Origin of the sequence: Acidovorax sp. NPDC077693, assembly GCF_044542805.1 — a bacterium.
Taxonomy (GTDB): Bacteria; Pseudomonadota; Gammaproteobacteria; order Burkholderiales; family Burkholderiaceae_C; genus Acidovorax.
On sequence record NZ_JBITVD010000005.1, the window covers coordinates 189,194 to 202,862 of the forward strand.

Sequence of the window (13,669 nt, forward strand, 5' to 3'; positions counted from 1 at the left end):
GCAACTCATTCGGGGTGGGCATGGCTACAGTGCTCTGCATGAACGCGCTCACACCCCACAACCTGCTGCTGGCGCCCGGCGCCGTCCCCGACATCGATCCTGAGGAAACCGCCGAGTGGCGCGACGCCTTCCTGGCCCTGGTGGCCACCGAAGGCCCGGAGCGCGCGCGCCACATCCTGCAAGAGCTGGTGCGGCTGGCGCGCACGCAGCGCATTGGTTGGCAGCCGGACCTGAATACCCCGTATGTGAACACGGTGGCCGCGCAGGACCAGCCCGTGTTTCCGGGCGACCTGGCCGTCGAAGAGCGGGTGGCCTCCATCGTGCGCTGGAACGCGCTGGCCATGGTGGTGCGCGCCAACCAGGCGTATGGCGAACTGGGTGGCCACATCGCCAGCTACGCCAGCGCGGCCGACCTGTTCGAGAGCGGCTTCAACCACTTCTTCCGCGCCCGCGAAGGCGTGGGCGAGGGGCAGCACCGGGGCGACCTGGTGTTCTTCCAGCCGCACAGCGCGCCGGGCGTGTATGCGCGGGCGTTCCTCGAAGGCCGCCTGTCCGAGCAGGACCTGATGCACTACCGCCAGGAGCTCACCGCGCCGGGCGCAGGTGCGCAGGGCCTGTCGAGCTACCCGCACCCCTGGCTGATGCCGGACTTCTGGCAGTTCCCCACCGGGTCGATGGGCATCGGCCCCATCAGCAGCATTTACCACGCGCGCTTCATGCGCTACCTCACGCACCGCAACCTGCTCGACTGCAGCCAGCGCAAGGTCTGGGGCGTGTTCGGCGACGGCGAGATGGACGAGCCCGAGAGCATGAGCGCGCTGACCCTGGCCGCGCGCGAGGGCCTCGACAACCTGGTCTGGGTGGTCAACTGCAACCTGCAGCGCCTGGACGGCCCGGTGCGTGGCAACGGCCGCATCATCGACGAGCTGGAGCGGCTGTTCGCCGGCGCGGGCTGGAACGTGGTCAAGCTGGTCTGGGGCAGCGACTGGGACGGCCTGTTCGCCCGCGACCTGACCGGTGCGCTGGTGCGCACGCTCGAAGGCACGGTGGACGGCCAGATGCAGACCTTTGCCGCCAAGGACGGGCGTTTCAACCGCGACAACTTCTTCGGCCAGAACCCCGAGCTCGCGGCCCTGGCCCAGGGCATGACGGACGAGCAGATCGACCGCTTGAAGCGCGGCGGGCACGACCTGGTGAAGATCCACGCCGCGTATGCCGCCGCCGCGCGCCACCAAGGCCAGCCCACCGTGATCCTGGCGCACACCAAGAAGGGCTACGGCATGGGCACGGCCGGCCAGGGCAAGATGACCACGCACAGCCAGAAGAAGCTCGACGAGACCGACCTCATCGAGTTCCGCAACCGCTTCAACCTGCCGCTCACCGACGAGCAGGCCACCAGCCTCGCGTTCTTCAAGCCCGCGGAAGACAGCCCCGAGATGCGCTACCTGCGCACCCACCGCCAGAACCTGGGCGGCTACCTGCCGCGCCGCGAGACGGCCTGCGAGGCGCTGCCCGTGCCGGCCATCGAGGGCTATGCACAGTTCGCGCTGCAGCCGCAGGCCAAGGAAATGAGCACCACCATGGCCTTCGTGCGCATGCTGGGCAGCTTGCTCAAGGACGCCACGCTGGGCCCGCGCATCGTGCCCATCGTGGCCGACGAGGCGCGCACCTTCGGCATGGCCAATTTGTTCAAGCAGGTCGGCATCTACAGCAGCGTGGGCCAGCGCTATGCGCCCGAGGACATCGGCTCGGTGCTGAGCTACCGCGAGGCGCTGGACGGCCAGATCCTGGAAGAAGGCATCAGCGAGGCCGGCGCCATCGCCAGCTGGACGGCCGCGGCCACCAGCTACAGCGTGCACGGCCTGGCGATGCTGCCGTTCTACATCTACTACTCGATGTTCGGCTTCCAGCGCGTGGGCGATGCCATCTGGGCCGCCGCCGACCAGCGTGCGCGCGGCTTTTTGCTGGGCGCCACGTCGGGCCGCACCACGCTGGGCGGCGAGGGCCTGCAGCACCAGGACGGCAGCAGCCACCTGGTGGCCGCCACCATCCCCAACTGCAAGGCCTACGACCCGGCCTACGCGGGCGAGATGGCCGTCATCATCGACGCCGGCATGCGCGAGATGGTGACCGAGCAGCGCGACGTTTTTTACTACGTGACGCTGATGAACGAGAACTACGCGCAGCCTGATCTGCCCGCCGGTGCGGCAGAAGGTGTGCTGCGTGGTTGCTATGTTTTCAGGAGCTACCCGCGCTTGCTGGACGAGCGGCAGGGGGCTTTTTCACCTCAAACCGTGACCCTTCTGGGCTCGGGCGCGATCCTCACCGAAGTGGTCAAGGCGGCAGAGTTGCTGGCCGCCGAGGGCGTGGAGGTGACGGTGATCAGCGTGACCAGCTGGAGCGAGCTGGCACGCGACGGCGTGGCGTGCGAGCAGCGTGCCATCGCGGGAGAAGATGAGCCGGGGACCCCCTGGCTTGCAGCGCAACTGGCCGCCACGAGCGGACCGGTGATCGCTGCGACCGACTATGTGCGTGCCGTGCCCGAGACGGTGCGCGCCTTCGTGCCGCAGGGGCGCAAGTACCTGACGTTGGGGACGGATGGGTTCGGGCGCAGCGATACGCGGGCGGCGTTGCGTGCGTTCTTTGGGGTGGATGCGGATGCGGTGGTGCGGGCTGCGAAGTTTGCGATGGGGGCTACGGCGGATCGGTGAGGGTTTAAGGGTACTGAGAGCGTTGCCGATTGAGGGGGCTGTACCTTGGTGCTCTCCTGCCAGTGTTCTTGCGGGGGGCTGTGCTCGGGCTGAGGGCGGAGGCCGGGGTGTGCGCCCGGCGGCGCACCTTCTTTCTTTTGCGTCGCCAAAAGAAAGAAGGCAAAGAAAAGGCGACCCCCAGTCTGCGTCCCCCATCGCCCGGTGGGCGATGGGGGCAACCTGCGATGCTCGGGCCGGGGGTGGCGTCGCAGAACTCGCTGCGCGGGGCCTGTGGCCCCGCTCCGCTCAAACATCTGCGACGAGCTAGATCACGAAGCGCGTGTGTCCTGCGGCACACACGCCCACCCCCGGCCCTGCGCTTCTCGGCGCAGCCAGCAGGGGGTGAACACCACCCGGCTGCTGCCTGGGCAGCTGCGCCGGGGGTGGGGGACGCGCTGCGCGCTGCCCACAGGGTGGGTGCGGTCGCACTGCCCGAGCCGAAGGGCTGCGGGTTGACCAAGGCTGCGTAAATCCATGCTTGGTCTGGAGATGCCTTCCAGCCGCCACTCCAGCATTTTGGACACGCCAGATCGCGAAGCGAACCCGCCGCATCGCGCACTGCCCACAGCACAAGCGCTGCCCTCCCCACCAGGCCGAAGCGCAGCGAGGCAACCCGGGCCGAGCGAAGCAATGGCCCGTGTGGAGCCCGCTCCCCACCCCTGCTGGCTGCGCCGAGAAGCGCAGGAGCTGGGGTGGGCGTGTGTGCCGCAGGACACACACGCTTCGTGATCTGACTTGCCGCAGCTGTTTGAGCGGAGTTCGAAGAACGCAGCGAGTTCTGCGGCACCACCCCAGTTCCGAGCATCGCAGGTTGCCCCCATCGCCCACCGGGCGAAGGGGGACGCAGCCAGGGGGTCGCCTTCTCTTTGGTGACTTTCTCTTGGCGACGCAAGAGAAAGTTACTGCGCCGCCGGGCGCACACCCCGGCCCCCGCCCCTCGCAAAGCCACACGGTAACCATGCCAACGCAGCCAAACACAGCCACGCACCAGTCGAACACAAGCCCAACTTAGCCCAACTCACCACCCCCCAAACCGCCCCCATTCCCCCACCACCACCCCACCGTCCACCGCCCGATACTCCCCATGCTGCGCCCCGGTGGCACACGCATGGTTCGGCAAGATCCGCAACTGCATCCCCACCGGAAACCGCCGCGCAATATCCCCCACGCCTGGCGCATCAGAACCACCAACGAGCGACAGAATCCCATGCTCCTGGTTCGCACCACTCAGCACATACCCGTCCAGCACAGCCCCATCCACATCGCACACCTGCCCATACCCATAGTCGCGCGACTGCTTGTGCGTCCCCCGGTCGCGGCTCATGGCCATCCAGCCGGCGTCCACGATGGCCCAACCCTTGTCCACCTGGTGGCCGATCACGGTGGTCAGCACGCTCAGCGCGATGTCGTCGGTGCTGCACACCCCCACGTTGTGCATCACCAGGTCGAAGAACACGTACACGCCCGCACGCACCTCCGTCACGCCCGTGAGGTCGCGTGCCGACAGGGCCGTGGGCGTGGAGCCCACGCTCACCACGGCGCAGGGCAGGCCCGCCGCGCGCAGGCGTTCGGCCGCGTGCACACAGCCGGCGCGCTCCTGCTCGGCCAGGGCGGTGAGGGCCTCGGGGGTGTTCAGGTCGTAGCTGCCGCCCGCGTGCGTCATGACGCCGGCCAGGCGCATGCCGCCCGTGTGCAGCACCCGGCCCACGTCGATCAGCGCGGCTTCGTCGGGGCGGATGCCCGATCGGTGGCCGTCGGTGTCCACCTCGATCAGCACCTCGAACACCTCGCCGTGCTCACGGCCAAAGTCCACGATGGCCTGGGCTGCGGCGACGTTGTCGGTGACGATCTTCAGGCTGCAGCCTTGGCGGCGCAGCGCCAGCACCTGGGGCAGTTTGTGCGGCACGGTGCCCACGGCGTACAGGATGTCGGTGATGCCGTGGGCAAAGAACTGCGCGGCCTCCTTGAGGGTGGACACCGTGATGCCCTGCGCGCCGGCTGCGATCTGCGCCTGGGTCACGGCCGGGCACTTGGCGGTCTTGGCGTGCGGGCGAAAGCGCACGCCCAGCGCGTTCATGCGCTCCTGCATGCGCGCGATGTTGCGCTGCATGCGCGGCAGCTCGATCAGCGCAGCGGGCGTGTCGACCTGGGACAGGGGGATCGCAGGGGAGGTGGTGGGTGCTTCTTGCATGGCAAAGGGTCCTCGTTGTGTGGCTGGCTCACCCTGCGAGCAGGCTGCAAAAACGTTCCATGTCCACGTTGCCGCCGCTGATCAGCACGCCCACTTTCTTGCCCTTGAGCTCTGCACCCCGTGCACGCGCCGCCGCAAAGCCCAGGCAGCCCGTAGGCTCCACCACCAGCTTCATGCGGGTCGCGAAAAAGCGCATGGCGTCCACCAGCTGGGCATCGCTCACGGTGAGGATGTCGTCCACGTCGCGGCGGATGATGGGGAAGGTGATGTTGCCCAGGTGCTGCGTCTGCGCGCCATCGGCTATGGTCTGGGGCGTGTCGATGTGCACGATGGAGCCGCTGCGAAACGACTGCTGCCCGTCGTTGCCCGCCTCGGGCTCCACGCCGTAGAGCTTGCAGTTTGGCGACAGTGCGCGTGTGGCCAGGGCCGAGCCCGACAGCAAGCCGCCACCGCCCAGGCAGACGAAGAAGGCGTCGAGCTCGCCCACCTCTTCGAACAGCTCCTTGGCAGCGGTGCCCTGGCCGGCCAGCACGTCGGCATGGTCATACGGCGGGATCATGGTCAGGCCATCGCGCTCGGCCAGGTCGCGGGTGATCTGCTCGCGGTCTTGCGTGTAGCGGTCGTAGAACACCACCTGGGCGCCGTAGCCCTGCGTGGCCGCGACCTTGGCGGCGGGGGCGTCCTGCGGCATGACGATGGTGGCGGGCATGCCCAGCTCGCGCGCGGCCAGGGCGATGCCCTGTGCATGGTTGCCCGACGAGAACGCGATCACCCCGGCCTTGCGCTGCGTGGCGTCGAACTGGGCGAGCGCGTTGTAGGCACCGCGGAACTTGAACGCACCCATGCGCTGCAGGTTCTCGCACTTGAAGAACACCTGGGCGCCCATCTCAGCGTCGAGGATGCGCGAGGTGAGCACGGGCGTGCGGTGCGCAACGCCTGCAATGCGGCCAGCGGCAGCCACGACGTCGTCGTAAGTGGGGAGACTGTTTGCAATGGGGGTGGTAGTGGTCATGGCAACGATGGGTGTTGGTGGTTGAAAGCGGGATGGAAGCGGAAATGAAGAGAGGGGAGGGGGCGGGGGGCCGGTACCTGTCACCACGGCCAGGCCATCGCAGTGCCCACGCCCTGCGTCACGGCGTGCGTGTGCAGCATGCGGGCGACGGTGAGGTCCTGCAGGGCCAGGCCCGTCATGTCGAACACGGTGATGTCCTGCGCGCCGCGCGCCACCTGCACCTGGCCCGTGATCACATCGCCCAGTTCGGTGCAGGGCAGGCCGGGCGGCGCCCATTGCAGCTCGCCCAATTGGCGGGCTTGCGCGGCGTCGTCCACGAACACGCGGGCGCGCTCCAGCAGGACTTCGGGCAGCTCGCGCTTGCCCTGGGTGTCGGTGCCCACGGCGTTGATGTGGGTGCCCGGCTGCACGGCCGCTGCGTCGAACAGCGCGCCGCCGCCCGGCGTGGCGGTGATCACCACGTCGCTCGTGGCCACGGCGGCATTCGCGTCGGTGGCCAGGGCGATGTCGCAGCGGTCGGCCAACGCCGCCTCGAAGCCTTGGTTGCGCTGCCCGCCATGCGCCAGATAGCGCACCCGGCGCAGCGCAGGCAGCACCTGCAGCGCATAGCGCAGCTGCACGCGCGCCTGTACGCCGGTGCCGAAGAGGCACAGCTGCTCGCTGTCAGCCCGTGCGAGGTGCTGCAGCCCCAGTGCGCCGGCCGCGCCCGTGCGCTCGGTGGTGATGGCATTGCCGTCCAGCACGCACAGCGGGCGGCCCGTGGCAGGGTCGATCAGCATCACGGTGGCCTGGTGCGGCTCGCCGCCCTGCGCGCGGTTGGCGGGCCAGAAGCCCGCGGCCTTGAAGCCCAGCAGCCCCTGGGCGGGCACATCGCCCGACTTGATGCCGAACACCCCGCCCGTGGCCAGCGCCTCGCGCACCACGGGGAACACGCGGCCCGCGCGCTGGCTGTGCAGGGTGAAGGCCTCGCGCACAGCGGCCAGCACGTCGTGCGGCTGCAGCAGCGTGTTGACCTGGTGGGTGTCGAGCAGCCGCAGGCCGGCCTGTGCGCGGTCGATGGTGGTGGGGTGGGCGCTCATGCCTTCACCTCACTTGGCCACGTCGCCATACACCGTGGCGCGCGATACGCCCAGGTGCTGCGCCACCACCTCCATGGCGCGGCGCACCTCCAGGCTGCCCGACTCGCGCAGTTCGCGCAGCAGCGCGCGGCGCTCGCTGGCCTTGAGGGCCCGCGGCGCGGTGGACAGGCGTGCAGCGAACTGGTCGATGCGCAGGCGGATCGCATCGGCGCCCGCAGGGTCGAGCGACTCGGTGAGCCCCGTGTCGCCGTCGATCGCGGTGAACTGCCCCACCACGCTCTGCAGGCTGCGAAACAGCGTGAGGTCCACATTCAGGCACAGCGCGGCGATGTACTCGCCCGATGAATCCTTGATGCCCACCGACGTGCTCTTGGCCTGTCGCCCGTCGGCAAACTGGTTGGCGTAGTTGGCGATCACCTGGGGGTAGTCGGGGTCGGCGATGCGCGCCAGGCCCAGCTCGGTCGTCGGCTCGCCCACGGCCCGGCCCGAGAGGTTGTTGTGGATCGCAAGGATGGATTGCCCCGGGTCCAGCAGGTCGTGCACGACCACCTCGCAAAACGGCGCAAAGGTGGCGGCCAGGCCCTGCGCGACCTGCTCGATCTGCGACAGCAGCACCGTGTGTTCGGCGGTGCGGGGGCGCGCTGGCCGTGCAGTCCGTTGACGGGGTGTTGGTGGCGTGGAAGGCGTCGAGGCTGTGGAGGACGTTGGGCGGGTCATGTCGACAATTTATCCAAAAATGGACAAATTGTCAAAAACTGGAATCCAGTCCCCATCGCGAAGGCGAGTCAGCAGGCGCCCGCGCGCAGGCATCAGGACATGCGCCGACGACAGCGCTCCGTCGTATCCACCGCAATGCAACGCTGCGCAGGTCAACGTGCAAAGCGGCACGCCGCTGCGGCAGAGCGCGTGTCAGTCCGTGTGGACAGGGCGCTGAAAGAACGCGTCCAGCACCGGCATCAGCGACGGAAACTCTTGCGCGAAGCGGGGCCGGTTGACGAAGTACGCCTCGCACGCCACAGCAAAGAATTCGGAGGGCGAGGTCGCGCCGTACGCATCCAGCCAGGGCCGCTCGGCGCCGAACCGTTCGGACATGATCACGCGCTCGCGGAACTGCTCGTACGCCGGCTCCCAGGCGGACCACCAGGCCTCGTAGGCGGCGCGGCCGGTGCGCGTGCCCATGAAGCCGGATGGCAATGGCGGGCAGCCATTGGGTTCGCCGCTGCGCATGTCGAGCTTGTGCACGAACTCGTGCACCACCACGTTGTGCCCGCGCTCGGTGTTCTCGGCCGCGTTGGCGACGTGTTGCCAACTGAGCATGATGGGGCCGCGGTCCATCGCCTCGCCCAGCAGCACCTGCGCCTGTTCGTGCACCACGCCGGCTTCATCCACGACCTGGCGACGCGCCACGGCCTCGCCCGGGTGCAGCACGATGGTCACGAAATCGTCGTACCACTTGAGGGCCTTGGCCGGGTCGCCCCAGTGCAGCAGCGGCAGGCAGGCCTGGGCGGCGATGTCGATGGCCATGGCGTCGGTGACCTCGAGGTCGTGCGCGCCGTGGAACCGCTTTTCGTGCAGGAACAGGGCGCTCAGCGCCCGCAGCTTGGACTGGTCGTGCAGTGACAGCGCAGACAGGAAGGGATAACGCTGCAGCGTCTGCAACCACAGTGCGGCCGAGATGTCGGGCACGGGGGCGACGGTGGTGCGCACGTGGCGCCAGAGCCGGTTGAGGATGGGGGGCATGGTGTCAGGGTATGCCGACAAAGGCAGGCCCCGGAAGTCAATACACAGCCTACCTGGGGTCGAGTGCGATGCGTTCCAAGCCCTGTGCCGACAAACGCAGTGTTTCCAGACGGGGGGGCAATGCGGCCGCATCCCAGTCGCTGAGCACCACGCGAGCGAGCCCGGGTGCGAGGGTGTGCTCTGCGGGGCGGTGCGTATGCCCATGCACCATCGTGCTGGCCCCGGCGGCCTGCAGCCAGCCGATGGCGGCAGGGCCGTCCACGTCGGCGTAGGTGACGCCGGACTGCTTCTTGGCTTCGCTCTCCTGGCGGATGCCGCGGGCTTGGGTGCGGCGCGTGGCCAGGGGCTGGGCGAGGAAGGCGTCCTGCCAGGCGCTGCTGCGCGCCTGGATGCGAAAGCGCTGGTAGTCCACATCGTCCAGGCACAGCAGGTCGCCGTGGCTGAGCACGATGCGCTGGTGGCCGAACACAAGGACCGTGGGGTCTGCGAGGCCGGTCATGCCGGTGCGCTGCAGGAATGCGGGTCCCGCCAGGAAGTCGCGGTTGCCGTGCATGAAGTACAGCGGACTGCGCTGCGATGCTGCGCCAAGGGCGGCGCAGCCCCGGGCCTCGAAGCTGCCGGGCTCGTCGATGGCGTCGTCGCCCACCCACACCTCGAACAGGTCACCCAGGATGAACAGCGCGTCGGCCTCTGTGGTGCGCAGGTAGTGCTCGAAGGCCGCCACCGTGGCGGGTTCGCTGGCCTGCAAATGCAGGTCCGAAATGAATTCGACCGTGCGCCAGTGCGAGGGAGCGATGAGCTCCTCGAACCGGGGCACGGTCGTGGTCACAAAAATGCTGGGGCTAGTGCTTGTGTCGGTCATCCCCTGCGCTGCGTGATGTACGCGGGCCCCGCAACCGGGGCCGCCGCAGCGCTCAAGGGGAATGTCGTGCTCAGAGCGCGACGGCCTTTTCGATGATCACGTCTTCCTTCGGCACGTCGTCGTGGAAGCCCTTGCGGCCCGTCTTCACGGCCTTGATCTTGTCGACCACGTCGGCGCCGCCGACCACCTTGCCGAACACGGCATAGCCCCAGCCCTGGGCCGACGGTGCGGTGTGGTTCAGGAAGCCGTTGTCCGCCACGTTGATGAAGAACTGGGCGGTGGCCGAGTGCGGGTCGCTGGTGCGGGCCATGGCCACGGTGTAGTTGGCGTTCTTCAGGCCGTTGTTGGCTTCGTTCTCGATGGGCGCGTCGGTGCCCTTCTGGGTCATGCCGGGTTCAAAGCCGCCGCCTTGCACCATGAAGCCGGGGATCACGCGGTGAAACACGGTGTTGTTGTAGTGGCCCTTGTTCACGTACGACAGGAAGTTGGCCACCGACTTGGGGGCCTTGGCTTCGTCGAGTTCGAGGGTGATGACGCCGTAGCCGGCAATGTGCAGTTCGACTTGGGGGTTGCTCATGGCAAGGTTCTTTCGATCAATGAATCAATGGATCAACAAAAAGGCTCACTTCACCAGCGTGGCGGAGTTGATGGTGACGGGCGTGTTGGGCACGTTCTGGTGCGGGCCCTTGTTGCCCACGGCCACGGCCTTGATCTTGTCGACCACGTCGGTGCCGCTCACCACCTTGCCGAACACGGCGTAGCCGTGGCCGTCAGGGCTGGGGGCGTTGAGCATGGCGTTGTCCTTCACGTTGATGAAGAACTGCGAGGTGGCCGAGTTGGGGTTGGCCGTGCGCGCCATGGCGATGGTGTAGGTGTCGTTCTTGAGGCCGTTGTTGGCTTCCAGCGCGATCGGGGGCTTGGTGGGCTTTTGCTGCATGTCGGCGGTGAAGCCGCCGCCCTGGATCATGAAGCCGTTCATCACGCGGTGGAACACCGTGCCGTCGTAGTGCTTGTCGTTCACGTAGGCCAGGAAGTTCTCGACCGTCTTGGGTGCCTTGGCAGGGTCGAGTTGCACGACGATGTCGCCCATCGAGGTGGCCAGCTTGACCTTGGGGGCCTCTTGCGCCTGCACATTTGCTACTGAAAAAGTAGCTGCCAGCGCAATGCTGGCAAGCGCCAGGGTCGAATTTCTTCTGGAAATCATCCAATCACTCCTTCGAAAAATATCTGCCATTGTTGGCCCCGTCGCGCCCAGTACTGGCGCTTGACCGGGCCCGTGCGGGCGCCTTCGGCGACTTCGCCGAACGTTACCACCATGGTGTCGGCGGAATCTGTCCACCGAAGGTAAGACTTGTCTTTGAGATGGAGTTCCCGGCCCCGCAGCGCGCGGGTCTCGGCCTTGAGGACCTCGGTCCACTCTTCGAGCGGCTTTTTGCGGTAGGTCTGGAAGTCGGGTGCGTAAAAGCCCAGCAGGCGCGTCATGTCGCCCTGGGTCTTGGCACTGCGCCAGGCGTTGAGCACGGCCTCGAACGACTTGCGTTCGGCGCTCACGCTGTGCGGCGCCACCCACTGCAGCTGGCGGGCGATGACGACGGGCGTGGAGCGGGGCTCCACCGTGCGCAGGATGCGTTCGAGGTCGGGGTTGGCCAGCACCAGGCAGCCGTCGGTGGCCAGCGGGGCGCGCGCGAACTGGTCGGGCGGCGTGCCGTGCAGCCAGATGCCGCTGCCGGTCTTGCCGCGGCTCTGGTCCAGCGGGTTGGGGTAGTTGATGGGCAGGGCGCCGGCGCCGTAGAAGTCCTTGAGGGTGGCGGGGTCCAGGCGGCTGGTGATGAAGTACACCCCGAGCGGCGTGCGCTGGTCGCCTTCGGTGGCCTTTTCGGTGCCCAGCTTGCCGACGGACGCATAGTAGTCGGCCACCAGCTGCAGGCCCTTGCCCGTGTTCTCGAACAGGTACAGGCGCGAGCGGAATGCGTCCACGGCGATGGCATGGCGCGAGCGCGGCGACAGCTCCAGGAACTGCGCCGGGATGGTGTTCGCGGGCGGGCGGCTGCGCTGCGCGTCCACACGCTGGCGTGACTCGTTGCGCAGCTCTTCGAGCACGCTGGCGGCCTGGATGCTGCGGGTGGAGTCCGGCTCGGGCACATCGCCCATGCGGCGGATGGGCCGGGTGCGCGACATCATCAGGTCGCCCACGGCCAGTTGCGCCAGCTGGAAGTTGGGGTAGTCACGTGCCAGGCTTTCGGCCTGTGCCAGGGCCTCGCGCTGGCGGCCTTCGCCGATGAGCCTGTACACCGCCAGCAGGCGCGACTCGGCCTGGCCGTCGCGCAGCTCGACCGGCTTGGCCGCCGGTGCGGGCTCGGTGGCGGCCCGACGCGGCTTGTGGCTTTGGGCCAGGGCCGAACCCGGGCCGGCCTGCACCATGGCCACGGCCAGCAAGGTTGCGGCCGCGGCCCGGCGGCGTCGTGCGGTCAGCTCCACCAGCATGCGTGTCTTTGGTTCAGGGGTGGCAGAAATGAAAAAACGCCTGCGCGGCAGGCGCAGGCGCTGTGTGCGGTGCCACGATCAGCCGCCCGTGGCTTCGCGCACGATGGCCCAGCGGCCGTTGTGGTTCACCAGGTCCAGCGTCTTGCGGCTGGTGACGTTGAGCGAGTCGGCGCTGTAGGCCTGGCGAAAGCGTGCCGTGGCCTTGTCGCCGCTGACCGCGACGCTGAGGTCCGACACCCGCACGCTGATCTTGGACTTGCCCACGATGCGCGCTTCGCGCTCTTTCTCCCACGCGGCACGGGTCTGGCGGCCCGGTGGGTCGAAAGACTTGTCGTAGGCGCCCAGGTAGGCGCTCATGTCCTTGGCGGCCCAGGCAGCGGCCCAGGCCTGCACGGCAGCGGTGACGGATTGCACGGAGGCGTCGGACGCACCGGCCTCGGCCGCCGCAGGCGCCGGTGCCGGAGCGGGCGATGCCGCAGCGGCAGCCGGAGCAGCTGCGGGGGGGGCCACGGGCGCAGGGGCTGGCGCGGCCTTGGGCGCGGGCGCTGGCGTGGCTGCAGCCACTGGCGCAGGGGCAGGTGCAGCTGTGGGAGCCGGCGATGGAGCCGGGGCAGGGCGGGGCGCTGCAGCCGCCACGGGGGACGGCGCGGCAGCGGCTGCCGGGCGGCCCGTCTTGCTGGCCGCATCGGCGGAGAACAGCTCCCGGATCAGCGCCAGCTTGGGCTTGACGGAGTTGGCGTTGGTGGCGTCGAGCTGCAGGGCCTTGTTGTAGGCCTGGCTGGCCAGCTTGGCATAGATGTCGCCCAGGTTCTCGTGCGCGGTGGCGTAGCTCGGATTGGTGCGGATCGCCATCTCCAGCGCCGTGCGGGCCTTGTCGAGCTGGTTCTGGTTGGCATAGAGCACCGCCAGGTTGTTGTAGGGCTCGGGCAGCTCCGGGTACTCTTCGGTCAGCTTGGTGAAGGTGGTGATCGCGTCGGCGGGCTTGCCGCTGTCGGCCTGTGCCACACCGCGCAAAAAGCGCAGTTGCGGGTCGCGCGGGTTGGCGGCCAGGCGCTGGTCGGCCTTGGCCAGCGCTTCGGCGGACTTGCCGGTCTTGAGCAACTGCGCGATGTCTGCGTAGTCGTCGGCATGCGCCACACCCGCGCCCAGCAGCGCGGTCAGCGCCGCCAGGCGCAGGAGTCGTGGAAGTGTGCGGAGGACTGGCTTCATGGGGAATTCCGGGAGTTGGGCAGCGGCCCGCAGGAGCGGGGGCTTATACTGCGGCGGATTGTAGCTGAGGGGGTTTGTCATGACGGAACGCTGTTGCCGCGGGTGATTTCGCTGTAGGCCCCCACCGGGCCAACCCCCCCGCCGGGGGCCCTTGCCCCCTGCTGCCGGGTGAATTTCGCTTCACCCACCACCCATCCCCCGTTACTGAAATCCCATGAGTTTGCGCATCTACAACACGCTGTCGCGTGCATTGGAGGACTTTTCCCCGCTCGAAACCGGCCATGTGCGCATGTATGTGTGCGGCATGACCATCTACGACCTGTGCCACATCGGCCACGCCCG

At 68.2% G+C, this 13,669-nt stretch carries 11 protein-coding genes and 1 pseudogene; 2 read left to right on the forward strand and 10 right to left on the reverse strand.

What is annotated here, in order from left to right; all coding sequences use genetic code 11:
- The first annotated feature begins 38 nt into the window (after window positions 1-38).
- Entirely contained in the window at window positions 39-2,711 is a 2,673-nt protein-coding gene (gene mdeB, locus ACIGHN_RS08610) for an alpha-ketoglutarate dehydrogenase (protein ID WP_396504036.1), read from the forward strand.
- A 1,057-nt stretch (window positions 2,712-3,768) separates the two neighbouring features.
- Here mdeB and ACIGHN_RS08615 read toward each other — a convergent pair.
- The 10 genes from ACIGHN_RS08615 to ACIGHN_RS08660 form a co-directional block, all read right to left on the reverse strand.
- The gene (locus ACIGHN_RS08615) at window positions 3,769-4,941 is read right to left on the reverse strand and encodes a DSD1 family PLP-dependent enzyme (RefSeq protein WP_396504037.1); all 1,173 of its coding nucleotides are present in this window, start codon (window positions 4,939-4,941) and stop codon (window positions 3,769-3,771) included.
- A 28-nt stretch (window positions 4,942-4,969) separates the two neighbouring features.
- Window positions 4,970-5,953: a threo-3-hydroxy-L-aspartate ammonia-lyase gene (locus tag ACIGHN_RS08620; RefSeq protein ID WP_396504038.1), complete on the reverse strand. Its 984-nt coding sequence runs from the start codon at window positions 5,951-5,953 to the stop codon at window positions 4,970-4,972.
- Window positions 5,954-6,033: 80 nt separating this feature from the next.
- Complete coding sequence (locus tag ACIGHN_RS08625; RefSeq protein ID WP_396504039.1) at window positions 6,034-7,032, reverse strand: ornithine cyclodeaminase family protein; 999 nt, start codon at window positions 7,030-7,032, stop codon at window positions 6,034-6,036.
- A 9-nt stretch (window positions 7,033-7,041) separates the two neighbouring features.
- Window positions 7,042-7,749, reverse strand: a complete 708-nt coding sequence (locus ACIGHN_RS08630) for a transcriptional regulator (protein WP_396504040.1) — start codon at window positions 7,747-7,749, stop codon at window positions 7,042-7,044.
- Between the two features lie 192 nt (window positions 7,750-7,941).
- Window positions 7,942-8,772: a zinc-dependent peptidase gene (locus ACIGHN_RS08635; protein WP_396504041.1), complete on the reverse strand. Its 831-nt coding sequence runs from the start codon at window positions 8,770-8,772 to the stop codon at window positions 7,942-7,944.
- Between the two features lie 49 nt (window positions 8,773-8,821).
- Entirely contained in the window at window positions 8,822-9,634 is an 813-nt protein-coding gene (locus tag ACIGHN_RS08640; RefSeq protein WP_396504042.1) for a UDP-2,3-diacylglucosamine diphosphatase, read from the reverse strand.
- Window positions 9,635-9,704: 70 nt separating this feature from the next.
- On the reverse strand, window positions 9,705-10,211 hold the full coding sequence (locus ACIGHN_RS08645; protein WP_056418821.1) for a peptidylprolyl isomerase: 507 nt from the start codon (window positions 10,209-10,211) through the stop codon (window positions 9,705-9,707).
- A gap of 45 nt (window positions 10,212-10,256) precedes the next feature.
- On the reverse strand, window positions 10,257-10,838 hold the full coding sequence (locus ACIGHN_RS08650) for a peptidylprolyl isomerase (RefSeq protein WP_056423139.1): 582 nt from the start codon (window positions 10,836-10,838) through the stop codon (window positions 10,257-10,259).
- Window positions 10,835-12,118, reverse strand: a complete 1,284-nt coding sequence (locus ACIGHN_RS08655; protein ID WP_396504043.1) for a L,D-transpeptidase family protein — start codon at window positions 12,116-12,118, stop codon at window positions 10,835-10,837. Before ACIGHN_RS08655 ends, ACIGHN_RS08650 begins: the two co-directional genes overlap by 4 nt.
- Before the next feature lie 78 nt (window positions 12,119-12,196).
- On the reverse strand, window positions 12,197-13,327 hold the full coding sequence (locus ACIGHN_RS08660; RefSeq protein ID WP_396504044.1) for a tetratricopeptide repeat protein: 1,131 nt from the start codon (window positions 13,325-13,327) through the stop codon (window positions 12,197-12,199).
- Between the two features lie 214 nt (window positions 13,328-13,541).
- Here ACIGHN_RS08660 and ACIGHN_RS08665 point away from each other — a divergent pair.
- Window positions 13,542-13,669, forward strand: a pseudogene (locus tag ACIGHN_RS08665) (hypothetical protein); the annotation flags it as partial.